The sequence below is a fragment of the Streptomyces sp. NPDC058257 genome, assembly GCF_042881845.1.
Classification (GTDB): Bacteria; Actinomycetota; Actinomycetes; order Streptomycetales; family Streptomycetaceae; genus Streptomyces.
In genome coordinates this window covers 14389-40504 of sequence record NZ_JBHVXJ010000034.1, presented here as the reverse complement: position 1 = coordinate 40504, position 26116 = coordinate 14389, and the positions used below count along the sequence as shown (strand labels likewise).

Below are 26116 nucleotides of genomic sequence, written 5' to 3'. Positions count from 1 at the left end.
CGCGTACTCGCGGCTCTCAAGGAGCCACGGTCACGTGGTCGCGGGCTCCCTGGCCGCCGCTGCAGCCGCCATCGCGTGCTGGACCACTCCGATGAGCACTTCCTTGACGGACTGCCGCTCGCGCGCGTCGCACATCACCACGGGGACGCCCGGGTCGAGGTCGAGCGCCTGGCGCACGGCGTCGGCGGGGTAACGGGACGCGCCCTCGAAGCAGTTGACGCCGACGACGAAGGGTATGGAGCGGCGCTCGAAGTAGTCGACGGCCGCGAAGCAGTCCTCTAGGCGGCGGGTGTCGGCGAGGACCACGGCGCCGAGCGCTCCGGTGGCCAGCTCGTCCCAGAGGAACCAGAAACGGTCCTGGCCCGGGGTGCCGAAGACGTAGAGGACCAGGTCCTCGCGGAGCGTGATCCGGCCGAAGTCCATGGCGACGGTGGTGGTGTGCTTGCCCGATACGCCGCTGGTGTCGTCGATCGGGCGGCCCGCCTCGCTGAGCAGTTCCTCGGTGCGCAGCGGTTTGATCTCGCTGACCGCGCCGACGAGGGTCGTCTTGCCCACGCCGAAGCCGCCCGCCACCAGGATCTTCAGCGTGACCGGCTCGACTGGGGCCTTGCCGCGCTCAGAACGCTTGAAGATCATCGCTCGCTACTCCTGGATCAGTTGCTTCGGGGGGTGCGCTTGGTTCGGGAGGTGCGCTTCGTTCGGGAGGTGCGCTTGATTTGCTGCTGTCGTGCGGGGGGCGACCGTATCCGCCGCCGCCGGGGGTTTCGATCACGAGTACGTCACCGCGGCCCGCTTCCGCGAAGTCGCTGCCTGCCAGCGTCCGGACCTGGCCGTCGGCGCGCTCCACACGGCCGGTGCCGAGCGCTCCGGGGCTGCCGCCCGCCATGCCGTACGGCGCCACTCTGCGGTGCTGCGAGAGCGTGGACACCGTCATCGGCTCGCGGAAGCGGATGCGGCGCACCGCGCCGTCACCGCCGCGCCACGCTCCGGTACCACCGCTGCCCCGGCGCACCGCGAACTCCTCAAGGAGCACGGGCAGGCGCCATTCGAGCACTTCGGGGTCGGTGAGCCGGGAGTTGGTCATGTGGGTCTGGACGACGGACGCCCCGTCGAAGCCGTCGCCCGCTCCGGATCCCGATGCCACCGTCTCGTAGTACTGGTGGCGGTCGTTTCCGAAGGTGACGTTGTTCATCGTTCCCGAGCCCTCGGCCTGGACGCCGAGCGCGCCGTAGAGCGCGCCGGTGATGGCCTGTGAGGTCTCGACGTTCCCGGCGACGACGGCCGCCGGTGGCTCGGGTGCGAGCAGGGAGCCCGGCGGTACGACGATGCGCAGCGGGCGCAGGCAGCCGTCGTTGAGCGGGATGTCCTCGGCCACCAGGGTGCGGAAGACGTAGAGGACCGCGGCGTTGACCACCGCGAAGGGCGCGTTGAAGTTCGTGGCGAGCTGGGGAGACGTACCCGTGAAGTCGATGGTCGCCGAGCGGGCCTCGCGGTCCACCGAGACGCGGACCCGGATGACGGCTCCGGAATCGGTCGGATAGGCGAACTCGCCCTCTGCCAGGGCGTCGATGACGCGGCGTACCGCTTCCTCGGCGTTGTCCTGTACGTGCCTCATGTACGCCTGGACGACGTCGAGCCCGAAGTTCTCGATCATGCGCGCGACTTCGTCGACGCCCTTCTGGTTGGCGGCGATCTGGGCGCGCAGGTCGGCGAGATTGGTGGCCGGGTTGCGGGAGGGGTACGGGGCGTCGGTGAGCAGGCTCTGGGTCTCGGCCTCGCGGAAACGGCCGCCCTCCACAAGAAGCCAGTTGTCGAAGAGGATGCCCTCCTCCTCGATGGTGCGGCTGTTCGCCGGCATGGAGCCGGGGGCGATGCCGCCGATCTCCGCGTGGTGCCCGCGCGACGCCACGTAGACGAGGATCCGCTCCCTTGAGCTCTCCGAGCCCGCCTGCTCCCCCGCCGTGTCGAAGACCGGAGTGATCACGGTGACGTCCGGGAGGTGGGTTCCGCCGTGATACGGGTCGTTGACCGCGTAGGTGTCCCCGGGGCGCATGCCGGCGCCGCGGCGCCGGATCACCTCTTTCACGCTGGTGCCCATCGAGCCCAGGTGCACGGGGATGTGCGGGGCGTTGGCGACGAGATTGCCGTCCGGGTCGAAGAGGGCGCAGGAGAAGTCGAGCCGCTCCTTGATGTTGACCGACTGGGCCGTGGACTCCAGTCGGGCACCCATCTGTTCGGCGATCGACATGAAGAGGTTGTTGAAGACTTCCAGCAGGACGGGGTCGGCCGCGGTGCTCGCGCCTGAACCCTCGGGTACCGCCACGCGCTCCATGACCAGGTGGCCCTCGGGTGTCATGGCCGCCTGCCAGCCGTCGTCCACGACCGTGGTGGCGCTGGTCTCGGTGATGATGGCGGGTCCGTCGACGCTCTCGCCGGGCGGCAGCTGATCGCGGCGGTGCAGGGGCACGTCGCGCCACGTGCCGCCCGTGTGCAGGCTCACGGTCTGCGGAACTCCTGGGGGTGTGTCAACGGCGGGCGCGGAGAGGTCGGGCTGCTCGGTCAGGCCGGTGGCCTCCACGGAGAGGGACTCGACGACGACGGGGCGGTCCAGGGCGAAGGAGTAGGTCGTGCGGTGGCGTTCTTCGAAGTCGCTGATCATGCGGTCCGGCTCCGTGAGTTCCACGGTGAGCGTGGTGTCGGTGCCGTCGTAGCGCAGCTGGGCACGGCGTGTGACGCGGACGCGGTCCTCGGGCACGTCCTCGGCGACGAGTTCTGCGCGGGCAGCTTCCTCCAGGTCGTCGGCGGTCTTCAGGACGCGGGGCATCTCGGACGGTTCGAGGCGGGCCTCCACGGACTGCTCACGCATCGCGGTGGTGTCGGCGAGGCCGATGCCGAGCGCGGAGAGCACTCCCGCCATCGGGGGTACGAGGACGGTGCGGATGCCGAGCGAGTCGGCGACCATGCAGGCGTGCTGGCCGCCCGCGCCGCCGAACGTGGTGAGGGCGTAGCGGGTGACGTCGTGGCCCTTCTGGACCGAGATGCGCTTGACGGCGGCCGCGATGTTGGCGACCGCGATCTGCAGATAGCCCTCGGCGACCTGCTCCGGAGTGCGGTCGTCGCCGGTGTGTTCCCTGATGTCGCGGGCGAGCGCGGTGAAGCGTTCGCGTACGAGGGCCTCGTCGAGGGGCTGGTCGCCGTCCTGCCCGAACACATGGGGGAAGTGGGTGGGTTGGATGCGTCCGAGGGCGACGTTGGCGTCGGTGACCGTGAGCGGGCCTCCGCCCCGATAGCTCGCCGGGCCCGGCGTCGCGCCCGCCGAGTCGGGGCCCACGCGGTAGCGGCTGCCGTCGAAGTGGAGTACGGAGCCGCCGCCCGCCGCGACGGTGTGGATGTCCAGCATCGGCGCGCGCAGCCGTACGCCCGCGATCTGCGTGGTGAAGACCCGTTCGTACTCGCCCGCGTAGTGCGACACGTCGGTGGACGTGCCGCCCATGTCGAAGCCGATGACGCGGTCGAAGCCCGCCCGGTGCGACATGCGGGCCATGCCGACGATGCCGCCCGCGGGCCCGGAGAGGATCGCGTCCTTGCCGCGGAACTGGCCCGCTTCGGTGAGGCCGCCGTTCGACTGCATGAACATCAATCGCACGCCGCTGAGTTCATCGGCGACGTGCTGGACGTAGCGGTGCAGGACGGGCGACAGGTAGGCGTCGACGACCGCGGTGTCGCCGCGCGGGACCAGCTTCATCAGCGGGCTGACCTCACTGGAGAGTGAGACCTGCGGGAAACCGGTGCGGACGGCCAGTTCGGCGATCGCCCGCTCGTGGGCGGGGTACAGATGGCTGTGCATGCAGACCACCGCGACGGCCCGGATGCCGTCCTCGTAGGCCTGGCGCAGCGGCCCCGCGAGCTGCTCCAGGTCGGGCGCCCGTAAGACCTCGCCCTCGGCGGTGACCCGCTCGTCGGCCTCGATCACCCGCTCGTACAGGAGCTCCGGCAGGACGATCTCGCGGGCGAAGATGCGGGGGCGGTTCTGGTAGGCGATGCGCAGGGCGTCGCCGAAGCCCCGGGTGATCACCAGGGCGGTGGGCTCGCCCTCGCGCTCCAGAAGGGCGTTGGTGGCGACGGTCGTACCCATGCGGACGACATCGATGGACACCTCCGCCGTGTCGTCGGGTACGCCAGGGGCGCCGCGCAGGAGTTCACGGATGCCCTCGACTGCCGCGTCGGCATAGCGGGACGGGTTGTCGGACAGGAGCTTGTGCGTGAGCAGCCGCCCGTCGGGACGCCGCGCGACGACATCCGTGAAGGTGCCGCCCCTGTCGACCCAGAACTGCCAGCCAGTCACGTCTCACTCCCCGCTTCCGCGCTGTTCAGAGCGCCCGGAGGCCGTTGATCACGTCGCGCAGAATACTCTCGTCCGGGAGTTCCGCGGGGGGTACGGGACGTGTCACGTGCACCAGTTCGTCATCGACGAGATCGCCGATGAGGACGCGGATCACGCCGATGGGAAGGTCCAGTTCGGCCGCCAGTTCGGCGACCGACTGAGGGCTGTCACGGCAGAGCCCGACGATGTCCACGTGCTCCGGGGACAGTGTCCGATCCGCTTCCGGGTCGCCTGCCCGGGCCTCGGCGATGACGACCGCGATCAGATCGAGGCGGTGCTGTGCCGGACTGGTGGTCCGGCCACGCGTCATGGCGTACGGCCGCACCACGGGTCCGGCGTCGTCGTCGAACCAGCGATGCGTCCCCTGCGTCCCCTGACCGTCTTCGCTCATACCCTCCCGCTACCCTCCCGCGGTCAGGTCGGTGCGTGGCGCCGTACCCAGATGCACACCCACCCTTTTGACCAGAAGCGTCATTTCGTACGCGACCAGGCCCACGTCGGAGTCCGCGTCCGAGAGGACAGCGAGAGCGCTGCCGTCCCCCGCGGCCGTGACGAACAGGAAGGCATCGTCGAGCTCGACCACGGTCTGGCGGACCCGGCCTGCCTCGAAGTGGCGTCCGACGCCCTTGGCGAGGCTGTGGAAGCCGGAGGCGACAGCCGCGAGATGCTCGCTGTCCTCCCTGGTCAGGTCCTTGGACAGGCCGGTGGGCAGGCCGTCGCCGGAGAGCACGAGCGCCTTGCGGATGCTGGTGACCCGCTCCACCAGTTCGTCCAGGAGCCAGTTGAGCTCTCCCGATCCCCCCGGTGTGGCGGTACGTGCATCGGCCTTCGGTGAGGTCATCGACCGTCCCCCTCAGATGTCGTTCCTGGTGCTGTGCCGTCGGAGGCGTCTTCGCCCGCGGCGTTCTCTTCACGACCACGCTGCCAGCCACGCTGGAGCGAAGCCATGCGGCTGCGTACCTCGTCGGCATCGCGTTCTTCCGGCCTGGTCGTGGCCGATTCGCGCTCCGTACGCTGTTCCGGCCCATCCTTCAATTGTGGGGCGAGGTTGGCCTGGCGCACACGCCGGGGCAGTCCGCCGGGGGCGGTGGTGGGTTCCTCACGCGGATTTTCCGTACGGGCAGGCTCCGTACGCGCGCTTTCCGTGAACCGGCTGCGCCGCGGGAGGTCCGGCGGGGCGTCGGCCGCGGTGACGTCGCGGTGCGGCGGGGAGAGGTCGGGCCAGGCGGACTGCGGCTCGGGGCGGCGCGGCAGGTCGATGGGCTCGGCCGCGGTGCGGTTGGAGCGGTCGCGGTCCACGGCGCCGCCCTGGGGGCGCCCCACGGGGGCCTGCGGGCGCTCGGGGCGCTCGGGTGCCGTGTCGTCGCCGTCCGTGGCGCCCCGGGGCCTGCTGTGCGTCACGGGGCGGCCGTGCGAGGAGACCAGCTTCGGGGTCCTGCGGCGGGGCAGCTGAACCGGTTCTCCGGAGTTCGCGTCCTCACCGGGGCCGCCGAAGACGTTGCCGCTCCCGCTGCCGCCGCTGCTGCGCGAGGGCAGGTCGTCGGGCCGTGTCGGCTCGCGCTCACCCGTCTCCCGCTCCTCGCGGGCCTGTTGGTGCTGCTCCTCCCCCGGAACCCCGGTCATGCGGCGGCGCGGGCGGAAGAGCCCGCCGCGCTCGCTGTCCACATCGCCGAGGTCGCCGAGATCGCCGAGACCGCCCGGGAAGGCGTCGAGGTCCGCCATGCCGACCGGCGCCTCCAGCTCGACGGGACCGTCGAGGAGGGACGCGGGGAGCCCCGGCAGCTGCACGGGCACCTGGCCGAGCGCGGCCTGCTTGTCGCCCGATGCGTCGCGGCCCACGGCCTGCTTGGGCTGCGGCCTGTCGAGACGGAACCCGACACCGTTCGTGTCCGGCGCGTCGTCCGTGAGCAGCGTCTCCGGGATGAACACGACGGCGGTGGTCCCGCCGTACGGAGAGGGCTGCAAGGAGACGCGTACGCGCTGCCGCTGGGCGAGGCGGCTCACCACGAAGAGGCCGAGGCGGTCGGTGTCGGAGAGTTCGAACTCCGGTGTCTCCGCGAGGCGGAGGTTGGAGTCGAGGAGCGCGTCGGCCGCCATGCCCAGACCCCGGTCGTGGATCTCCAGGGTGAAGCCGTTGGCGACCTGCTCGCCGAGGACCTGCACCGCGGTGTGCGGCGGCGAGAACACCGTGGCGTTCTCCAGGAGTTCGGCCATCAGGTGGGTGAGGTCGGCGACCGCGGGCCCGGTGACGGCGATGCGCGGCAGGCGGCGCACCTCGATGCGCTCGTAGTCCTCGACCTCGGCGACGGCCGCGCGGACGACGTCCATGAGCTGGACGGGCTTGCGCCACTGCCGGGACGGGGCGGCGCCGGAGAGGATCACGAGGCCCTCGGCGTGCCGCCGCATGCGCGTGGTGAGGTGGTCGAGGCGGAAGAGGTCGGCGAGTTCGTCGGTGTCCTCGGTCCTGCGCTCCATCGTGTCGAGCAGGGTGAGCTGCTTGTGCAGGAGCACCTGGCTGCGGCGGGCGAGGTTGACGAAGACTTCGGAGACGCCGCGGCGCAGGTCGGCCTGTTTGACGGCGGCCTCGACCGCGGCGCGCTGCAGGGTGTTGAGCGCCTGGCCGACCTGGCCGATCTCGTCCTTCTCGTACGTCAGGCGGGGCGCCTCGGTCTCCACGTCGACGTGCTCGCCCGCCGCCAGGCGGCGCAGCACGCCGGGCAGCCGGACGCCGGACGCCTCATGGGCCTCCAGGCGCATGCGGCGCAGGTCACGGATGAGGCTGCTGCCGATACGTACGGACATGAAGACGGAGAACAGCAGGGCGAGCAGGCCGAACACGCCCGCCACGACGACGCGCACGATCACGCCGACGGCCACGGGTTCGACGCGGTCCTGGTAGCGGTCGCCCGCCGCCTTGTCGCGCTCGGCGAGGTCCTTGAGCGCCTTGCCCGACGCGGCGTCCCAGCGCGCCGACGTGACGGCGCGCGGGGCGCCGGGCGAGGATTCGATGACGGCCTTCTCGGCGGCCCTCAGCTCCGTCGTCTCGGCGCCGTTCCAGTAGCGCTCGTACCGGGCGCGCTCGTCCTCCGGCAGCTGCGCGAGGTTGACCTCGTACAGCAGCGTGCGCTGGGCCCTGAGATCGGAGATCTCCCGGATCTCGGTCTTGGTGAGCCGGCGCGCGACCAGCGCGGAGCCGAGCAACGCATCCTCGCGGGAGAGCAGTTCACGTGCGCGGCCCACCCCGACGAGCGCCCGGCCCTGCTGGTCCATCTTCACGTCGTCGAGACCGTGGAGGGTCGTCAGGAAGCCGTAGCAGGGGTCGATCAGCTTCGTATACATCTCCAGCGCGCCGGCACGGCTGATCGTGCCTTCCTCGACCGTGCGGCGCAGCGACTCGATGCCCTCGAAGGAGTCGAGGAGCGAGGCGAGCCGGTCCGCCGACTCTCCGCTGATCTCGTCCCGCACGTCCGGGTGCTCCGCGTTCTCCACGACCTTGGCGACCATGTCGTCGGTGGCCGTGCGGCTGCGGCGCAGTGCGGCGAGCGCGTCGGAGGCGCGGGGGTCGGCGAGATAGACGAGGGTCTGGCGGCGTTCCTGCTGGACGACCCTGGCGGTGTCCTCGATCGGGTAGCCGATCTTGTCGACGACATTGGAGGCGTCGATGAGGTCCTTGGCCGACTGACCGGTGAGATAAGTGGCGAATCCCCATATCGCGGTCAGGGAGATGAGCGGCACCAGCAGCAATGCCACGATCTTCCGGCGGATGGACTTCCCGCGAAAGCGCATGGCCTCCCCCAGATCGGCCCCCTGTGGCCGCGCTTTGGCCAGGGGCACACATGTGCGTCAACAAACGGCGTGAGCCTACTACTGACACAGGAGCAACTCGAAGGCGCGTCCGGATGGATTTCAGCCGTGACGCAAAAACGACGTCCTCAGTTGTCCCTTCAATTCAGGAGATTGCATCCCCCGTGTGGCACATGCCACTTGCCACAGTCCATCTTGTCGATCTTCCCGGTTGGCCTGATCTCTTCGCTTTTCCGAACGGTGCGGGAATCTTCCGGGCCTCTCGATCGTCTTTCAGTACGGGAGTTGGGGGGGGCTGCGGGCACCAGAGGACCGCATGCCGTCACCAGGTGGCGTAAAGCTGCGTATACCGGGCAGCCACTGGGGGGTCGGGTCCGCCGACATCCCATCGAACGGCCCGAGGGGCATCGGGGGAGTGACGATTTGATGGCCACGGCAGAACATCAGAGGACGACCGCGCAAGAGCACGAGGCATTCGGGCGTCGGCCCGGGGCCGACGAGGACCGCAGAGAGTTGTGGGTGGAGGAGCCGGCGCGCAGGCGGCGCCTGCCCGATCCGGTGCGTACGGCCGCGGTGCGAGCCGTGATCATCGTGGCGCTGACCTTGATACAGGCGATGACGGCGTTCCTGAGCGCGCTGGCCGGATCCTGGCTGTCCTTCCCGATGGTGCTCAGCAGCGTGGCGAGCACCGTGGTGGCCACCTGGGGCGTCCTCGACGTGTGGGTGACCCGCCAGGTCTGGAACCAACGGAACGGCGTGGTGTCGGTGCCGAGCAGCACGGCGCGTCAGCTGCGGCGCGAGCGGCGCCGGGCCCGTCGACAGGCCCGGACGGCGGCGCGGAGCGAGGAACGCATACGACGGCGGGGCGGAGCGGGGCAGCTGTCGCACCCCTAGGCGCACCGAGAGGAGCATCGAGCAGGGAGCGCTGCGAGATGCGCTCCCGCCGGTCAGGCCGCCACGGGCGCCGGCGCAAGGAGTCCGCGCCGCATCCGCATGAAGGGGCGCGGCCGGTCCATCGCGAGGACCGCCGTGGTGTGCCCCTCCCGCTCGTACGCGGCGAGGAAGCTCCCCTCCTCCGGCGAACCCTCGATGAGGCGCACGGTGTCGTCGGCGCGCCGCCGCCCCGCGAACTGGATGCGGGAGCCGTACTGGTCGGACCAGAAGTACGGCAGCGGACGCACCGTCTCGGTGGTGCGTCCGGCCAGCAGGTTGCGCACGGCGACACGGGGCTGCTCCGTGGCGCTCGTCCAGTGCTCGGCGCGCGCGCCGCCCACGCGGGCGACATCGCCCACGGCGACCACGTGCGGCAGCGCGGTGACGCAGCCGTCGTCGCAGAGCACTCCGTCGTCCAGGGCGAGGGTCGAGCCCGCGAGCCAACCGGTGTTGGGGGTGGCCCCGATGCCGACGACGACCACATCGGCGGGGAGCAGACGGCCGTCGGCCAGCTCCACCCCGCGCACGGCCGTGTCACCGTGCAGTGCGGCGACACCGGTGCCCGTCACGAGCTCCGCTCCCCCGCGCGCGTGCAGTCCGGCGCACACCGCCGCCATGTCCGCGCCCAGTTGCGCAAGCAGCGGCAGCGGGGCGGCCTCGACGACCGTCACGTCGTGCCCGAGCGCCGCGCACGAGGACGCGGTCTCGGCGCCGATGAAGCCACCGCCGATCACCACGACCCGCCGCGGTGCGCCGGTCAGTTCCCCGCGCAGGGCGCGGGCGTCGTCCAGGGTGCGCAGGGTGTGCACCCCTGCCAGAGAGGGGCCCGGTGCCAGAGAGGGGCCCGGCAGTCGGCGCGCGGACGCTCCCGTCGCGATGACCACGCCGTCGCTCGCGATGGTCCTGCCGTCGTCGAGGAGCACGGTGCGGCCGCGCGGGTCCAGACCCCGGGCGCGCACCCCGAGCAGCCACTCGGCGGCGAGTTCGTCGCTCTCCTCGTCATCGGAGAGGGCGAGTTGGGCCTCGTCGGCCTTGCCGGTGAGGAAGTCCTTGGACAGCGGCGGCCTGTCGTACGGTGGGTGCGGCTCGTCCCCGATGATCACGAGTCGCCCGTCGTAGCCCTGGGCGCGCAGCTCGCGCGCCGCGTAGAGCCCGGCGAGCGAGGCGCCCACCACGGTGATGGTCCTCATGCGGCGGAACCCTCCTCGGCCACCAGGTGGACGTGGATCGTGCCGTCGTCGACGCTCACCCTGTGGGTGCGCACCGCGCGACGGGCGGGCAGACAGGTCGGGAGCCCGGTACGGAGATCGAATGAGGCGGCATGGAGCGGGCATTCGACCAGACAGCCCTCTAGCCAGCCCTCGGAGAGAGAGGCGTCCTGATGGCTGCAGGTGTCGTCGATGGCGTAGATCTCGCCGTCGGCGTTGAACACCGCGATCGGCGGTGTGGTGTCGACACGGACGGATTCGCCCGCGGGGAGGTCTTCAAGGCGGCAGACGGGAATCATGGGCCCCCCTCTTGATCTCTCGGCCCGGTCCTGGCCCCTTCTCGACCCAGGACCCTTCGGTAACATGATGTTTCGCATGGCGCACGAGGGAGCGCTATACGCAACAGAATCCGGTCGGGACGCCCACCGCGTCAAGGGCTTCCCGAAGATGCGGCTTCAACAGGCCGCGAGGTGGTGAGAGTTAAGACATGACCGGCACGCGGAAACAGCCTGATCAGATCGAGGAGCCGCGCGAGAACGAGCCTGAGGAGTCCCGCGAGAAGCAGTCGAAAGCGGCCCCGGGATCCGTCCAGTCCGTGGACCGCGCGGTCACCGTCCTGGAGATACTCGCCCGGCACGGCGAGGCCGGAGTCACCGAGATCGCCGACGAGTTGGGGGTGCACAAGTCGACGGCCTTCCGGCTGCTCGGCGTGCTTGAGAACCGGGGCCTGGTGGGCCAGGCCAAGGACCGCGGGAAGTACTTCCTGGGGGCCGGCGTGCTCCGCCTGGCGGGGGCGGCCGCGGTGCGTCTCGACATCTCCCAGGAGGGCGGACCGGTCTGCCGCGACCTCGCCGACGAGTTGGGCGAGACGGTCAACATCGCGATCCTGGACGACGACGCCGCAGTCAACATCATGCAGGCCCGCGGCCCCGCGTCCGTGACCGCGCAGAACTGGCTCGGCAGGCGCACCCCGCTGCACGCCACCTCCAGCGGCAAGATCCTCCTGGCCCATCTGCCGACCACGCTGCGCGAAGGCCTGATCGCGCGGACGCTGCCCCGCCTGACCGAGCACACGGTAACCGGGATGGTGGCGCTGCGCGGCGAGCTCGAGGCCGTCGTCGACCAGGGTTACGCCATCGCCGTGGAGGAGCTCGAAGTGGGCCTGGCCGCGGTCGCCGCACCGGTGCGCGCGCACGACGGCAAGGTGATCGGGGCGCTCAGCGCTTCGGGGCCCGTGTACCGCCTGACCGAGGACCGCCGTACCGAGCTCGCCAAGCGCACGGTCGCCGCCGCGGTGGAGCTGTCTCGGCGGATGGGCTTCGGCTTCTGACGGGAGAGCGCTGGACGCGCGGACAACGACGAGGGCGGAACCGGGATTTCCGGTTCCGCCCTCGCCGCGTGCCGCCCTCGCCGCGTGCCGCCCTCGCCGCGTGCCGCCCTCGCCGCGTGCCGCCCTCGCCGCGTGCCGCCCTCGCCGCGTGTCGGCCCCGTTTCGTGCCGACGCCGTCGCGTGCCGACCCCGTTTCGCTGTGCCCAGCGGATTTGCCAAGGGTTAACTCCCACCCCTTGACGGCCTCTTGATGGCGTTCCCACTATGTCTCTCATAGCGCAACCCGTCGTGCAGTGCGCAACAGCAGAGGAGCCTGGCCGTGCCACACGAGGTCCGTGCCGCCGTCGCCATGAAAAGGGGCGCACCCGTCGAGGTGCAGACAATCGTCGTGCCAGATCCCGGACCGGGAGAGGTACTTGTCTCCGTGCAGGCCTGCGGGGTCTGCCACACGGATCTGCACTACCGGGAAGGCGCGATCAGCGACGACTTCCCGTTCCTGCTCGGTCATGAGGCCGCCGGCACCGTCGAGGCGGTCGGCGCCGACGTCGCCGATCTGTCCCCCGGTGACTATGTGGTGCTCGCCTGGCGCGCCCCCTGCGGAGCCTGCCGCTCCTGCCTGCGCGGCCGCCCCTGGTACTGCTTCGACTCACGCAACGCCGCCCAGCCCATGACCCTTCTCGACGGCACTCCCTTGAGCCCCGCCCTCGGTATCGGCGCCTTCGCCAAGAGAACCCTGGTCGCCGCAGGGCAGGCGGTGAAGGTCGACCCGGCGGCACGCCCCGAGGCCGCCGGGCTCATCGGCTGCGGGGTGATGGCCGGATACGGGGCCGCCGTGAACACCGGCCGGGTGGGCCGCGGCGACACCGTGGCCGTCATCGGCTGCGGCGGGGTGGGCAACGCCGCGATCGCCGGGGCGTCCCTTGCGGGCGCACGCCGTGTCATCGCCGTCGACATCGACGAGTCCAAGCTCGACGGGGCGACCCGTTTCGGCGCCACGCACACCGTCAACTCCCGTGGCACAGAACCCGTCGAGGCGGTCCGCCAACTCACCGGCGGTTTCGGGGTCGACGTCGCGATCGACGCGGTCGGCACCCCGTCGACGTACAAGCAGGCCTTCTACATGCGCGATCACGCGGGTGTGCTCGTCCAGGTCGGAGTGCCCGACCCGCAGATGAAGATCGAGCTGCCCCTGATCGACCTGTTCTCGCACGGCGGCGCCCTCAAGTCCTCCTGGTACGGCGACTGTCTGCCGACCCGGGACTTCCCGATCCTCATCGACCAGTACCTCAGCCGCCGGCTCGACCTCGGCGGATTCGTCTCCGAGACCATCGCGCTCGACCAGGTCGAGGAGGCGTTCGGCAGGATGCGACGAGGCGAGGTCCTGCGTTCGGTGGTGGTCCTGTGAGCGGCCGTTCCCCGATACCCCGCGTCATTGTCATCGGCGCCGGCATCGTCGGCTGCTCTCTCGCCGACGAACTGACCGCCCGTGGCTGGACCGACGTCACGGTCCTCGAACAGGGGCCGCTCCCGGCCCCCGGCGGCTCCACCTCGCACGCCCCCGGCCTGGTCTTCCAGACCGGTCCGTCCAGGACACTGACCGCCTTCGCGACGTACACGGTCGAAAAGTTCGGGGCCATGGAAGTCGACGGCCTTTCCTGCTTCAACCCGGTCGGCGGACTCGAACTCGCCACCACGCCCGAGCGCTGGTCCGACCTGCACCGCAAGGCCGGGTACGCCGCTTCCTGGGGCGTCCGCGCGGAGCTCGTAGGGCCCGCGCGGTGCGAAGAGATGTGGCCGCTCATCGACGCGAGCAAGGTTCTCGGCGGCCTGCACACTCCCGACGACGGGCTGGCCCGCGCCGTGCTCGCCTGCCGGGCGCAGATCGAGCGGGCACGCGCGCGTGGCGCACGTTTCCTCGACCGGCACACCGTCACCGGCATCGAGCAGGAGGACGGCCGCGTCACCGCCGTCGTCACCGACCGGGGCACGTTCCCCGCCGACCAGGTCGTGACCGCGGCGGGCTTCTGGGGTCCGGTGATCAGCCGCATGGCCGGTGTCGACATCCCCCTCCTCCCACTCGCCCATCAGTACGCGAAGACCGCGCCGCTCCCCGAACTCGCGGGCGTCAACGACCCGCGCACCGAGGCTTCGAAGCCGATCCTCCGCTTCCAGGACCGCGATCTGTACTTCCGTGAGCACACCGACCGCATCGGCATCGGTTCGTACGCCCACCGTCCACTGCCCGTGGACGCGTTCACGGTGCCGGCGTACGACGACGCGGCCGGGATGCCGTCCTCGTACCCCTTCACCGAGGGGGATTTCGCGCCGAGTTGGGAGGACTGCCGCTGGCTGCTTCCGTCCCTGCGCGACACCGAAGTCACGGAAGGCTTCAACGGCGTCTTCTCCTTCACCCCCGACGGGATGCCGGTCATCGGCGAGTCCCGTGCGCTGCGCGGATTCTGGCTGGCCGAGGCGGTGTGGGTGACGCACTCCGCCGGCGTGGCCAAGGCGGTCGCCGAGTGGATGGTCGAGGGGCGGCCCTCCACCGACGTACACGACTGCGACCTCGCCCGCTTCGACGACGCCCAGCGCTCCCCCGCGTACGTCGCCGACCGCGGCGCACAGCAGTTCGTCGAGGTCTACGACGTCCTCCACCCGCTTCAGCCCATGGAGCAGCCCCGGCCGCTGCGGGTCAGTCCCTTCTACGCCCGGCAGCAGGAGCTGGGCGCCGTCTTCCTGGAGGGCGGCGGCTGGGAGCGTCCGCACTGGTACGAGGCGAACGCCCCGCTCCTCGCGGACGTCGAGGTCCCCGAACGCGACGCCTGGTCGGCCCGGCACTGGTCGCCGATCGCGGCGGCCGAGGCACGGGTCACCCGCGAGGGGGTCGCCCTCTACGACATGACTCCCCTGCGCCGCCTGGAGGTGTCAGGGCCCGGTGCGCTCGCGTTCCTTCAGCGCATGACCTCCAACAACCTGGCCAAGAAGCCCGGTGCGGTGACGTACTCCCTCCTCCTGGACGAGTCGGGCGGCATCCGCTCGGACCTGACGGTGGCGCGGCTCGCCCCGCACCGCTTCCAGGTCGGCGCCAACAGCCCGGCCGATCTGGACTGGCTCCTGCGCCACGCCCCCGACGACGCACACCTACGGGACATCACGTCGGGGACCTGCTGCGTCGGGGTCTGGGGACCGCTCGCCCGCGACCTCGTCCAGCCCCTCACCCGCGACGACTTCTCGCACGAGGCGTTCGGCTACTTCAGGGCCAAGGAGACGTACATCGGGCATGTCCCGGTGACGGCGATGCGTCTGTCGTACGTCGGTGAACTGGGCTGGGAGCTCTACACGAGCGCCGACACCGGGCTCCGGCTCTGGGACACGCTCTGGGAGGCGGGCCGGCGGCACGGCGTGATCGCGGCGGGGCGTTCCGCGTTCAACAGCCTGCGCCTGGAGAAGGGGTACCGCGCGTGGGGTCACGACATGACCACCGAACACAACCCCTACGAGGCGGGGGTCGGCTTCGCGGTCCGCATGGACCGGGGCGACTTCGTGGGCCGCGCCGCGCTCGAACGACTCGCCTCCCCCACACGGAAGCTCACCGCTCTCCTGCTCGACGATCCGGCCGCCGTCGTCCTCGGCAAGGAGCCCGTGCACGTCGACGGGGCCCCGGCCGGATACGTCACCAGCGCCTCTTACGGATACACGCTGGGCCGCTGTGTCGCCTACGCGTGGCTGCCGCCGCTGGAGACGGGCGTGAGCGTGCACATCGAGTACTTCGGCGAGAAGGTCCCCGCGACGGTCGCCGAAGAACCGCTGTTCGACCCGAAGATGACCCGCATCCGTCGCTAGCGGCCAAGCGGCAGCAGTTAGGGAGGAAGCTCTGTGTCCCCCACCTATGACGTGATCGTGATCGGCCTCGGTGGCATGGGCAGCGCCGCGGCCCACCACCTGTCCGCGCGCGGAGCCCGAGTCCTCGGCCTGGAGAAGTTCGGGCCCGTCCACAACCGCGGATCGAGCCACGGGGGCTCGCGCATCACCCGGCAGTCCTACTTCGAGGACCCGGCGTACGTCCCGCTCCTGCTGCGCTCGTACGAACTGTACGCACGCCTGGAGCGCGATACCGGCCGCGAGATCGCCACCCTGTGCGGCGGTGTGATGGTCGGCCGCCCCGAGAGCCGCGCCGTCTCCGGTTCACTGCTCTCCGCACAGCGGTGGGACCTCCCCCACGAGATGCTCGACGCCCCCGAGATACGCCGCCGCTTCCCGACGCTCAGCCCCACGGACGACGAAGTCGCGCTGTACGAGGCGCGGGCCGGCCTCGTCCGCCCCGAGAACACCGTCGCTGCTCATCTGCAGCTCGCCACGCGGCAGGGTGCCGAGCTGCACTTCGAGGAGCCGATGACGCGCTGGGAGCCGTGCCGGGGCGGCGTCCGTGTGCACACCGCCGAAGACACGTACACGGCTGGGCAGTTGGTGATCTGCCCGGGCGCCTGGGCGCCGCGGCTGCTGACCGACATCGGGGTGCCGTTCAGCATCGAGCGGCAGGTCATGTACTGGTTCCAGCCGAGCGGCGGCGTGCGGCCCTTCCTGCCACAGAACCACCCGATCTACATCTGGGAGGACGCGGACGACGTACAGGTCTACGGGTTCCCCGCCATCGACGGGCCGGATCTCGGCGCGAAGGTCGCCTTCTTCCGCAAGGGCACCCCGTGCACTCCGGAGACCATCGAACGCACCGTCCACGACCACGAGGTCGCGGCGATGGCGGAGCACATGGCGGGCCATATCCCCTCTCTTCCTGGGCAGTTCCTCAAGGCCGCGACCTGCATGTACTCCAACACGCCCGACGAGCACTTCGTCATCACCCGTCACCCCGCCCACCCGGAGTCGGTCACCGTCGCGGCCGGATTCTCCGGGCACGGCTTCAAGTTCGTGCCGGTCGTCGGCGAGATCGTCGCCGATCTGGCACTGCGGGGCGCCACCGCGCACCCCATCGAGCTCTTCGATCCCAGCCGCCTTGCCGCCGCGCCCGCTTGAGGATTACGGCCACGCCCGCTTTTGAGGAGTACGGAGGAGTACGCCACCGTGACGACGACCCCTGAGGCCCCGTCCGCCGCCAGCCTGATGACCACGCTGCCGGGCCACTTCTACACCGACCCGGAGATCTTCCGACAGGAACAGGAACGCGTCTTCGAATCGCTCTGGTTCTGCGCGGTCCGCGCCGCCGACCTCGACAAGCCCGGTGCCTTCCGCACCGTCCAGATCGGCCGCGAGAGCGTACTCGTCACCCGTTCCCGGTCGGGGGAGCTGCGCGCCTTCCTCAACATCTGCCGTCATCGCGGCGCCCGCCTGTGCACCCAGGAGTCGGGCGAGGTGCGCCGTGCGCTCCAATGCCCGTACCACGCATGGACGTACGACCTCGACGGCAAGCTGATCGCCGCGCCGAACCTGGTGAAGATGCCGGACGTCGACCGGACCGCGTACGGCCTGGTCAAGGTCGCGCTGCGGGAGTGGCTCGGCTACGCCTGGGTGTGCCTGGCCGACGAACCGCCCTCCTTCGAGGAGACCGTCATGGGCGCGGCCGTGGAGCGTCTTGGCGACGCGGCGTCCATCGAGCGCTACAGAACCGAAGGCCTCGCCCTGGGTAAGCGCGTCACCTACGACGTGCGCGCCAACTGGAAGCTGATCGTCGAGAACTTCATGGAGTGCTATCACTGCGCGACCATCCACCCCGAACTGACCGACGTGCTCCCGGAGTTCGCCGACGGGTTCGCCGCCCAGTACTACGTCGGGCACGGCGCCTCGTTCGGTGAGGAGGTCAGCGGCTTCACCGTCGACGGCAGCGCGGGTTTCGACCGCCTCCCCGAGGTCGCCGAGGACCAGGACCGCCGCTACTACGCGATCACGATCAAGCCGACCGTCTTCATCAACCTCGTCCCCGACCACGTGATCCTGCACCGGATGTTCCCGCTGGCCGAGGACCGCACGGTCGTCGAGTGCGACTGGCTGTACGCACCCGAGATCGTCGCGTCCGGCGTCGACCTGGCCAAATCCGTGGAGCTCTTCCACCGGGTCAACGAGCAGGACTTCGAGGCCTGCGAGCGCACCCAGCCCGCGATGGCGTCACGCGCCTATCGCGCGGGCGGGGTGCTGGTGCCGACCGAACATCACATCGGCCATTTCCATGAGTGGCTGGCAGGTCTGCTCGCTTAGGGGGTGGGGGCGGGGCGTTTGTACATGCGGGTCGCCGTGATCTCCCCGTGCACCGTCTGCTCGGCCGGGTCCTGCTGCGGCAGGCCGGGCCGCAGGTGCTCCTCGACGCTGATGTACTTCAGGCCCGCCCGCAGGTCCGCGTCGTTGCGCAGGCGGATGACCAGCGGGAACTCCGCGAGCGCGGTCGTGTCGAACAGGCCGGTGGTGTACAGCAGCTGCACGCCGAGCGCGTCCGACACGGCGCGCTGGAGCTCAAGGAGATACGTGGCGTTGGCACGGCCGATGGGGTTGTCGAGGAAGAGCGTGCCGGCGTGCCGGTGCTTGTCGCGGCCCCGGTCGTTGCTGCGCAGGGCGGCCATCGTGCAGTACAGGGCGATGGCCGCGGTGAGCAGCTGGCCGCCGGAGAAGACGTCGCCCATCTGGCCGACCGGCACCCGCTCGGCGCGCAGGACGGCGTCCGGCTTGAGGATCTCGACCGCGATGCCGCGCGGCTCCAGGGCGGCCTGAACTCCGCGCAACAGCAGGGACATTCCGTCCCGCCGCAGGTCGGAGTTCTTCTTGACCGCCGCCCGCGTGGCCTCGTCGATGACCTCTCCGAGGCGCTCGGTCAGCGTCGCCTGGTCGGGTTCGTCGAAGCGGACGCGCAGGAACTCCTGGCCCGACCACTCCCCCAGACCCTCGGGCAGCTGCGAGAGGCGCTGGGCCGACCGGAGCGTGGCGAGCGAGGACTCCACGAGCCCGCGCAGACGGTCCACGATGCTGTCGCGGTTGCGCTCCAGTTGCTCCAGCTCGTCGGTGAGCACGCGCAGACGCGGCGCGAAGGCGTCGGCCCACTTCTTGGCGTGCTCCGGAAGCGCGGACGCGGGCAGTTCGCGGATCTGCTGGCGGGCGGGGGTGCGTACCTGTTCGTAGCGCGTGGAGTTCGCGTGCCGTACGAGGATGTCGCTGGCCTCGCGGACGGCGGCCTCGGCGGCGGAGAGGTCGGCGGCGCAGCCGCGCAGGGAACGCCTGGCCTCGGACGCGGACTGGCGGGCCTCTTCGAGGGAGCCGGGGTAGGGCTCGGGCTCCTCGGCCCCTTCCTCCTCCTGGTGCTGCTCACGCAGCAGGTCGCGCAGGAGGGCCGCCGTCTCGTCGAAGCCTCCGGCGGCGTCCTCGGCGGCGCGGTGGGTGCGCATCAGGGAGGCGTGCGCCTCCTTTGCCTGGCTCAATGCCTCCGTGTGTGCGGCCAGTTCGCCGGTAGCGGTGCGCAGGAGGGTCTGCGCCTGCTCGGCGTCGGCGGGGACGAGCTCTTCGGGGAGCTCGGTGTGCGCGTCGCCGTCCTGCGGGGCCAGCCGCTCCGCCTCGCCACGGAGTCGGCCCAGGTGCTCGCTCGCGGTGGACGCGCGGGTCTCGATGAGCTGGACCTGGGCCTCCGCGCGGGCGGACGCGGCCTGCCGGGAGGGGCCGTCGGAACCGTCCGTGCCCTCCAGGAGCGTGGCGGCGCGGGTACGGACCTTGTTGCTGAGCCGGTCGAGATCGGCGAGGGCGCCGCTCTCGTCGCTCTCGGCGCGGGCCTGCTCGGCGCGCAGGTCGGCGCCGACGCCGACCTTCTCGTACAGCTGGGACGCGGCGCGGTAGGCCTCGCGGAGGGCGGGCAGCGAGGTCTTGGGTGCGCCTGCCTCCTCGGGCACGTCCTCGGGTGCGCCCGCGATCTCGGCGCGCTCGGCGCGCAGGGCACGTGCGGTGCGGCGGGCGTCATCGGCGGCGCGCTGGGCGGCGCGGCGGTCCTCGTCGGCGGCGCGGGCGCGGTCCAGGCAGGCCTGGGCGCGGGCCTCCGACTCGACGGCGTCATCGGCGAGTTCGCGCAGCTTGGTCTGCCAGCCCGCGCGCTCGCGCAGGCGGAAGGCGAGCCCCGCGAGGGCGTCGGCGACGCGCCGCGCGCGCTGGGCGCTCTCCTGTCGCTCGTCACGCGCGCGTGCCGCTTCGGCAGCCGTCTCGTCGGCCTCGGCGCGGACCGTGCGGGCCTCGGTGAGTTCGGCCTCGGCCTCTTCGGCGAAGGCGCGGGCGTTGCGTGCGGCGGCGGCCAGCTCCTCGATGCGCCCGGCCGGGCAGCCGCTGCGCCAGGAGGCGAGCCGCGCGGCGAGTTCGCGGTCCTTGGCGAGGCGGACGGCGAGCGCCCTGATCTCCTCGTCGCGCCGCGCCGCCCGCGCGCGCAGTGCCTGACGCTCCTCGTCGGCGGCGTGCTCGTCGTGCATGGCGGGGTTCGGCGGTACGAGGAAGACGCTCTCGTCGCCGCTGTTGCCCGCGTCCTGGCCCGGCGTCGGCGCGAGGAGGGCGGCCGCGGTGCCGACGGCTACCGCGGAGCGGGGCAGCAGGGCGGCGCCGGCGAGGGCTTCGCGGGCGCGGGCGTGCGTGGCGGGGTCGGTGATGACGACGCCGTCGACCAGCTCGGGCCGGGCGGCGAGCACGCGCGCGTGGTCGGTGGGGTCGACGGCCTGCGCGAGGTAGCGCCAGCCGGGCAGTGCGGGGATGCCGTGCTCACCGAGGAACTCGACGGTCGCCAGGACGTCGGGGCCCGGCGGCAGCAGTCCGCCGTCGCCGAGGGCGCCCAGGATGCGGGAGTCGTCGGCGGCGGCGGTCCGCAGGTCGAAGAGCTGCCGCTCGGCGGAGGCCACCCCGTCTTCGAGGAGTGTGCGGAGGTCGTCGGCGCCGCGGTCCAGGTCCTGCGGGGAGAGGGGGCCTTCGGTCAGGGAGCGGGTCGCGGTGACGGCGCGCGCGACCGCGGAGGCGGCGCTGCCGTCGGCGGCGGAATCGCTGTTGTCGCCCTTCCCCGCCGTCTCCTGGCGAGGCTGCGGGACCCCGCCCAGGGAGCTCGCCCCGGGAAGACCGAGCAGCTCGGCGAGGCGCTCGTCCCCGGCGATCGACTCGGCGGCCCGGCGTTCCGCGTCGTACGCGTGCTCGGCGGCGTCGGCCGCGTCCGACGCGCGGGCCGCGGTGAGTTCGGCGCGCGCCTCGGCGGCTGCTGCTTCCCTTGCGTGCTCGGTGTCCCGCAGGGAGGTCTCGCGTGCGGTGTCCCAGGCTGCCGCCGCGGTCTTCTCGGCGTCGCTGGCGGCCAGCGCCGCGCGTGCCGGGTCGGCGTCCGGTGCGGTGTCGTCGAGCCAGCCCGAACGGACCGCCTCCGCGGTCTCCTGCTCGACCTCGGTGAGGCGCTGACGCAGGTGTCCGGCCTCGCTGCGGGCGCGCTGCGCCTCCGTGGCGGCGACCGTGGCGTCGCGGTGGGCGGCCTCGCCGGTCTCCTGGAGGGCGGCCGAGCGCTCCTCCTCCTCGTTGGCGAGCGACTCGGCACCTTCGGCCGCGGTGTGCAGGACCCGTACGAGATCGGCGGCGGCCTTGGAACGCGCGGCGAGTGCGGGCGCCGCGTCCCGCTCGGCCTCCAGGATCGCGGAGGCCACGCGCGCGGAACGGTCGGCGGCCGCGCGGTGGCGCAGGACGGCTTCGGCCGCCTGCCAGGCGGAGTGCAGCTGGCGCGCGTCGGCGAGCTCGCGGCGCTGCGCGGCGGCGGCCTTCTCGGCGACGGTGAGCGCCAGGGAAGCGTGCCGGAAGGCGAGTTCGGCGGAGATCAGCGCGGACCTGCCGCGCGCCTCCTGCGCTGTGGTGACGGTCTGCGCGGCGGCGGTGACCCGCTCGGCGAGCTCGCCCGTGCGGCCCCGCTCGGTGATGCCGCGCGCGGAGAGCCGGCGGGCGAGCGTCCGGGTGCGCCGCTCGGCGCCCGCGTGCACGTCACGCGCGCGTGAGCGCGTGTCGGCGGCGTCGACGATCCGGCCGAGCAGGTCGACGGAGCCCGCGGTGAAGTCACGCTCGGCGATGAGTTCGGAGCGGCGGCCCAGTTTGTTGCCGAAGCCGTGGACGAGGTCGGCGAGACCGTCCGTGTCGCGGGTGTCCGTGACGGCGCGCAGCAGCAGATCGGTGAAGTCGGAGTCCTTCTTGACCGCGAAGAGGCCCGCTGCCTCACCCTCGTCGGCGTTCATCTCGCGCTGGTAGCGGAAGAGTTCGGGGTCGAGCCCGAGGTCGCCGAGGTGGTCGTTCCAGCGGTCGTGGCCCTCCTCCCAGTGCACGTCGATGTCGGGATACGCCTTGCCCGCCTCGGTCAGCGCGTCCCGGAAGCCCTTCATGGTGCGCCGCCGCCCCTGCGCGCCCGACGCGCCCTCCACGGAGGGCCGTACGGCGGTGGACTCGGCGACCGGCAGCGAGTCCAGGCTCATGCCGGGCGCGGGCCTGAAGGAGTACCAGGCCTCGGCGAACTTCCGCGGGTCGTTGGAGACCTGCCGGCCACGCCACTCGCTGACCTTGCCGACGACGACGCACTCGCCGGTCAGCGTGTGCTGCCACTCCAGGGCGACGTGCCCGCAGTCGTCGGCGAGCAGGAACTTGCGAAGGACTCCGGAGCTCGCGCCGCCAAGGGTGTTGCGGTGGCCCGGCAGCATCACCGAGAAGATCAGCTTGAGCAGGACGGACTTGCCGCCGCCATTCTCCAGGAAGAGCACGCCCGCGGGCGCCGGACGGCGCGGCGGTCCGGTCGGCTCCTTCTCGAAGAACTCCGCCTGGGTGGGCGCGGGGTCGGGCACCTCCGCACCGACGCCGCGCAGGTCAAGCACGGTGTCGGCGTAGCGCGCACCGGCGGGGCCGATGGAGTAGAGGCGGACCCGGGACAGCTCGTACATGGCGGCGGACTCTCGTCGTAAGTCGTGCGGAACAGCAGGAAGGGGTCAAGCAGGAAGGGGTCAAGCGGGACGGGTCTTGGCGGGCGCGGGAATCAGGGGTGGAAGGGCAGACCCGCGTCGGCGGCGAGCTCCAGGTCGTCGGTCTCTTCGGGGGGCAACAGGGTCGCGGACCCGTCCGTGACGGGCACGATGCCGAGCTCCAGGAGCTCGGCCATGGCGGCGCCGCCCGCCATGTCGCGCACTTGCAGCTGATAGCGGGCGGTGGTGCGGTACGTGCCCCCGGAGTCGTCGCCCGTGCGCTGCAGGAACCCGGAGTCGGTGAGGAACGCGACGGCCTTGCCGATGATCCCGGTGGTCGACCCGGCCAGGCGGCGGGCGTCCTTGGTGGCCCCCGTCGAGCTGCGCCGTGCCCAGATCCGCCAGGCGGCCTCCAGGCCGGGGGCGTCGGTCTGCGGGTCGGAGTTCTCGCCCTTCTCCTCGGCGCTCTCCTCAAGGCGGCGACAGGCCTGCCGCACGAAGGCGTCCACTCCATTGACCGTGATCCGCCCGATGTATCCGTCGTCGGCGAGGTCTTCGGGGCGCGGGAACGCCAGCGCGGCGACGGCGAGATGGGCGAGGCCGTGCAGGAAGCGGTCGGTGGAGTCGGCGGCGGTCCGGCGTGCGTAGTCACCCATACGGACGGCGAACACGGAGTCATCGGCGGCCGTCACGGCCATCCCCGCGCGCGGGGACACCTCGAGGACGACGAGCCCGAGGCCGGCGGCGACGGCGTCGGCGAGCCGGGCGAAGGGCGAGTCCTCGCGATACCGGCGGAGCAGTTCGGCGTACTCCTGGTCGCGGGCGGGCTGGAGCTTGGGCTGGAGCCCGAAGGCGACGAGGCGCGCGGCGTCGGCGGCGTCGGCCGGAGTGATGGCGGCGGTCGCGGCGGGGGCCGCCGCTGTCTCCGGCTCGCCCCACGCGGTGTGCTCTGCGGGCTGCTCGGTCACGGCTTGTGCTCCTTGCGGCGGTCGTACGGGTCGTACTGGTCGTACTGGAGAAGGTCGGGGGCGCTCACGAGGGTGTCAGGACTGCTCACGCCGACTCCGTCCGGCCGGCCGCCATTCCGGCGGCGTCCAGCAGCGCCGTGCCCACGATGAGGTCGGCGCCGCCGAATTCCTGATCGTCGAGTTCGGTGCCGTCGTCCACGGCGAACAGGAGCTTCTCCTCACCCTGGCGGTAGGCGGTGCCGACCGGCGGGCTCGCCGCGTGGACGGCGAGCAGGGCGACCAGGTAGGGCAGTTCGGTGTCGCGTCGGCGGGCGTCGGCGAGCAGCCCGGAGAGGCGCCGTGGCGCGTCGGAGGGCAGGGCGAGGAGCTCCATGGCGCTGGCGAGCTGCTCCTCGCTGAAGCGGCTGTCGTCGGGTGTGGCGATGAGGTCGGGCTCGGGCATCTCCATGCCCAGGTGCTCCCGCTCCTGCGGCGGCGTGAGCAGTATGTCGACGAGGTCACCGACGCGTACGGAAACGGGCGTGCGCAGACCCGTCCCGCGCGCGAAGAACGCGTTCGTCACCCGGCTCGCCTCTTCGACCGGGAGCGGCAGGAGCGGGGCGACGAGCTGCCCGTACAGATCGAGTCCGCTGCGTGTGGTGGGTGTCGCGAAGGCCTGGCGGTCCTGCTCGGCACGGAACAGCGGCCCCGCGTCGAGGAGCCGGGACTGCAACTGCGTATGACGGCGGATGCAGTCCTTGACGATGTCGACGAGCTCGGCGGCGCGGCGCTTCTGCTCGGGGTCCTCGGACTCGTCGCGCGCCTTGCGGATGTTCGTCAGGATCGCGTTCTCGTGGCGATAGCGGTCGGCCACGTGGTCGAGCGCCTCCGCGATCATGTCGGGGACGGCCTGGAGCCAGTCCACCGCGCGGACGTTGCGCCGGGTCGCGTCCAGGGCTCTGCGGAGCGTCTCCGAATACTGCACCGTCCGATACCGCGCCTGCTCGGCGGCGAGCTGGGCGTCGGCGAGGCGGCCGCGGCTGATCAGCACCTCGAGCTTCACCTCGGCGGCGATCTGGGCGCTCGTGACGTCGGTGTCGAGGGCGCCCACGAGGACGTTGACCGCTTCGTCCGTCGTACGGAGATAGACACTCCCCCCGTACCCGGGCACCTCTTCGATGAGCTTGAAGTCGTAGTCCCTGCGGACATAGGTGCCGTCGGGCGCGAAGGTGCCGTACACGGCGCGGAAGCCGCGGTCGACGCTGCCGACGTTGATCAGGTTCTCCAGGACCCAGCGGGCCACGCGTTCGTGCTCGGCCACGGGGCGCCGGGGGGCCTGGGCTCCGACGCGCGGGAGCAGTCTGGCCACTATCTGCTCGTGGTCGGCGCCGGTGTCGAAGTCCATGTTCAGGGTGACGAGGTCGATGGCGGAGAGGGCCACCTCCGCCATCGCGTACACCGAGTACTCACCCGCGAGGTTGGCCTTGCGCACGTCGAGGTCGTGCAGCGGCGCCGTGCAGGCGAGCGCGCGGAGCCGCCGCGCCAGGCCCTCGTCGGCGGCCGGGCCCATGGCGGGCCTCGGCCCCGCGCTGAGCTGGGGCGGAACGGTGTCCGTAACGGCAGGCGAAGTCACGGTGCACAGACTAGATCCTCGGTCTGACAACGGTCGAAACGGCGCAGATCTGACAGCGCCGGACCGCGTCGCGTCCGGGGTTCAGGAGCCCGCCCGCTCGCCCTGCGCCACGCGCTGGCCGTAGGCCTCAACGAGGCCGTGCCGCGAGTCGTCGAGGTAGACCGCGAGCAGCTGTTCGGCCTGCGCCGCGTCATCCTCCTGGAGGGTCCGCAGGATCTGTCGGTTGCGTGCGAGATACGGCTCGTGCAGCCGACGCGGGTCGTCCACGACATGGAAGGCCAGGCGCAGTTCGGCGAAGACGCTGCGCATCACCTCGTCGGTGCGGGCGCTTCCGGCGAGGGCGACGAGTTCCCGGTGGAAGTGGATGTTGGCCGTGGAGACGCCCTTCCACTTCCGCTCGCGTGCCGCCTTCGTGCCGTCCGCGACAGCGCTCGCGAGCCCGTCGAGCGCATAGGGCGGATCTCCGAGGCCGCGGACGACCGCGCATTCCACGAGGCGCCGGGTGCGGTAGATGTCCTCCACGTCCTCAATCGTGAGAACTCGGACAAATACCCCGCGATTGAGCTGATGGACCAGCAGCCGTTCATGCGTGAGGAGGCGGAAGGCCTCGCGCAGTGTGTTGCGCGAGACACCGAGCGCGCCACCGATGCTGTCCTCCGACAGTCGCGCCCCGGGTGGGAAGTAGCCCTCCGCGATACGGCTGCGAAGGATGTCCGAGACCCGCTCCGCGGTGCTGGTGCGCCCCAGGAGTACACGGTCGTCGGCCAGTCCGCTCGCGTCAGCCATTCCCTCAGCCATGCCCGGATTCAATCGCAGATACAAGAACGAGACAACATGGGTATTGAGGGATCGTTCAACGATCCCCTACCTTGTCGAGCACAGCGCGATCCCCGCCCGTGCCTCACGCCCTCCCCGCACCCCACGCCCTCCCCGCACCCCACGCCCTGCCCCG

17 protein-coding genes are annotated in these 26116 nt (G+C 71.5%); 6 read left to right on the top strand and 11 right to left on the bottom strand.

The window, feature by feature from the left end:
* Window positions 1-30: 30 nt before the first annotated feature.
* From ACFVXC_RS40765 to ACFVXC_RS40745, 5 genes are read right to left on the bottom strand one after another with little or no spacing between them, the layout of a single operon-like run.
* The gene (locus ACFVXC_RS40765) at window positions 31-636 is read right to left on the bottom strand and encodes an ATP/GTP-binding protein (protein ID WP_361192076.1); all 606 of its coding nucleotides are present in this window, start codon (window positions 634-636) and stop codon (window positions 31-33) included.
* The gene (locus ACFVXC_RS40760; RefSeq protein WP_389916609.1) at window positions 617-4345 is read right to left on the bottom strand and encodes a hydantoinase B/oxoprolinase family protein; all 3729 of its coding nucleotides are present in this window, start codon (window positions 4343-4345) and stop codon (window positions 617-619) included. The genes ACFVXC_RS40765 and ACFVXC_RS40760 overlap by 20 nt, the downstream gene beginning before the upstream one ends.
* A gap of 25 nt (window positions 4346-4370) precedes the next feature.
* On the bottom strand, window positions 4371-4775 hold the full coding sequence (locus ACFVXC_RS40755) for a DUF742 domain-containing protein (RefSeq protein ID WP_190084953.1): 405 nt from the start codon (window positions 4773-4775) through the stop codon (window positions 4371-4373).
* Between the two features lie 9 nt (window positions 4776-4784).
* Window positions 4785-5225 carry a roadblock/LC7 domain-containing protein gene (locus ACFVXC_RS40750; RefSeq protein WP_389916607.1) on the bottom strand — a complete coding sequence of 147 codons (441 nt, stop codon included), beginning with the start codon at window positions 5223-5225 and terminating at the stop codon, window positions 4785-4787.
* On the bottom strand, window positions 5222-8170 hold the full coding sequence (locus ACFVXC_RS40745; RefSeq protein WP_389916605.1) for a nitrate- and nitrite sensing domain-containing protein: 2949 nt from the start codon (window positions 8168-8170) through the stop codon (window positions 5222-5224). The genes ACFVXC_RS40750 and ACFVXC_RS40745 overlap by 4 nt, the downstream gene beginning before the upstream one ends.
* Window positions 8171-8614: 444 nt before the next feature.
* Between ACFVXC_RS40745 and ACFVXC_RS40740 the strand changes: the two genes are divergently transcribed.
* A complete protein-coding gene (locus ACFVXC_RS40740) occupies window positions 8615-9082 on the top strand; it encodes a hypothetical protein (RefSeq protein WP_389916603.1) in 468 nt (155 codons plus the stop codon).
* Window positions 9083-9135: 53 nt separating this feature from the next.
* Here the strand turns inward: ACFVXC_RS40740 and ACFVXC_RS40735 are convergent, their stop codons facing one another.
* Both ACFVXC_RS40735 and ACFVXC_RS40730 read right to left on the bottom strand, forming a co-directional pair.
* Entirely contained in the window at window positions 9136-10311 is a 1176-nt protein-coding gene (locus ACFVXC_RS40735) for an NAD(P)/FAD-dependent oxidoreductase (RefSeq protein ID WP_389916601.1), read from the bottom strand.
* Window positions 10308-10628 carry a bifunctional 3-phenylpropionate/cinnamic acid dioxygenase ferredoxin subunit gene (locus tag ACFVXC_RS40730; RefSeq protein ID WP_389916599.1) on the bottom strand — a complete coding sequence of 107 codons (321 nt, stop codon included), beginning with the start codon at window positions 10626-10628 and terminating at the stop codon, window positions 10308-10310. Before ACFVXC_RS40730 ends, ACFVXC_RS40735 begins: the two co-directional genes overlap by 4 nt.
* Before the next feature lie 188 nt (window positions 10629-10816).
* Between ACFVXC_RS40730 and ACFVXC_RS40725 the strand changes: the two genes are divergently transcribed.
* The 5 genes from ACFVXC_RS40725 to ACFVXC_RS40705 all read left to right on the top strand — a co-directional run bounded on the left by ACFVXC_RS40725 (window position 10817) and on the right by ACFVXC_RS40705 (window position 17866).
* Window positions 10817-11659, top strand: coding sequence for an IclR family transcriptional regulator (locus ACFVXC_RS40725; protein WP_389916597.1), 843 nt, complete (start codon window positions 10817-10819; stop codon window positions 11657-11659).
* Window positions 11660-11978: 319 nt separating this feature from the next.
* Entirely contained in the window at window positions 11979-13064 is a 1086-nt protein-coding gene (locus tag ACFVXC_RS40720; RefSeq protein WP_389916595.1) for an S-(hydroxymethyl)mycothiol dehydrogenase, read from the top strand.
* On the top strand, window positions 13061-15502 hold the full coding sequence (locus tag ACFVXC_RS40715) for an FAD-dependent oxidoreductase (protein WP_389916593.1): 2442 nt from the start codon (window positions 13061-13063) through the stop codon (window positions 15500-15502). The genes ACFVXC_RS40720 and ACFVXC_RS40715 overlap by 4 nt, the downstream gene beginning before the upstream one ends.
* 33 nt (window positions 15503-15535) lie before the next feature.
* The gene (solA, locus tag ACFVXC_RS40710) at window positions 15536-16690 is read left to right on the top strand and encodes an N-methyl-L-tryptophan oxidase (protein ID WP_389916591.1); all 1155 of its coding nucleotides are present in this window, start codon (window positions 15536-15538) and stop codon (window positions 16688-16690) included.
* Between the two features lie 48 nt (window positions 16691-16738).
* Window positions 16739-17866 carry an aromatic ring-hydroxylating dioxygenase subunit alpha gene (locus ACFVXC_RS40705; protein WP_389916589.1) on the top strand — a complete coding sequence of 376 codons (1128 nt, stop codon included), beginning with the start codon at window positions 16739-16741 and terminating at the stop codon, window positions 17864-17866.
* Here the strand turns inward: ACFVXC_RS40705 and ACFVXC_RS40700 are convergent.
* The 4 genes from ACFVXC_RS40700 to ACFVXC_RS40685 form a co-directional block, all read right to left on the bottom strand.
* Window positions 17863-22566: a hypothetical protein gene (locus ACFVXC_RS40700; RefSeq protein WP_389916587.1), complete on the bottom strand. Its 4704-nt coding sequence runs from the start codon at window positions 22564-22566 to the stop codon at window positions 17863-17865. The two genes, ACFVXC_RS40705 and ACFVXC_RS40700, sit on opposite strands and share 4 nt — an antisense overlap.
* A 92-nt stretch (window positions 22567-22658) precedes the next feature.
* Window positions 22659-23552, bottom strand: a complete 894-nt coding sequence (locus ACFVXC_RS40695) for a hypothetical protein (RefSeq protein ID WP_389916585.1) — start codon at window positions 23550-23552, stop codon at window positions 22659-22661.
* A gap of 85 nt (window positions 23553-23637) precedes the next feature.
* The gene (locus ACFVXC_RS40690; protein WP_389916583.1) at window positions 23638-25164 is read right to left on the bottom strand and encodes a hypothetical protein; all 1527 of its coding nucleotides are present in this window, start codon (window positions 25162-25164) and stop codon (window positions 23638-23640) included.
* Window positions 25165-25245: 81 nt separating this feature from the next.
* A complete protein-coding gene (locus ACFVXC_RS40685) occupies window positions 25246-25950 on the bottom strand; it encodes a GntR family transcriptional regulator (protein WP_389916631.1) in 705 nt (234 codons plus the stop codon).
* Between the last annotated feature and the right edge of the window lie 166 nt (window positions 25951-26116).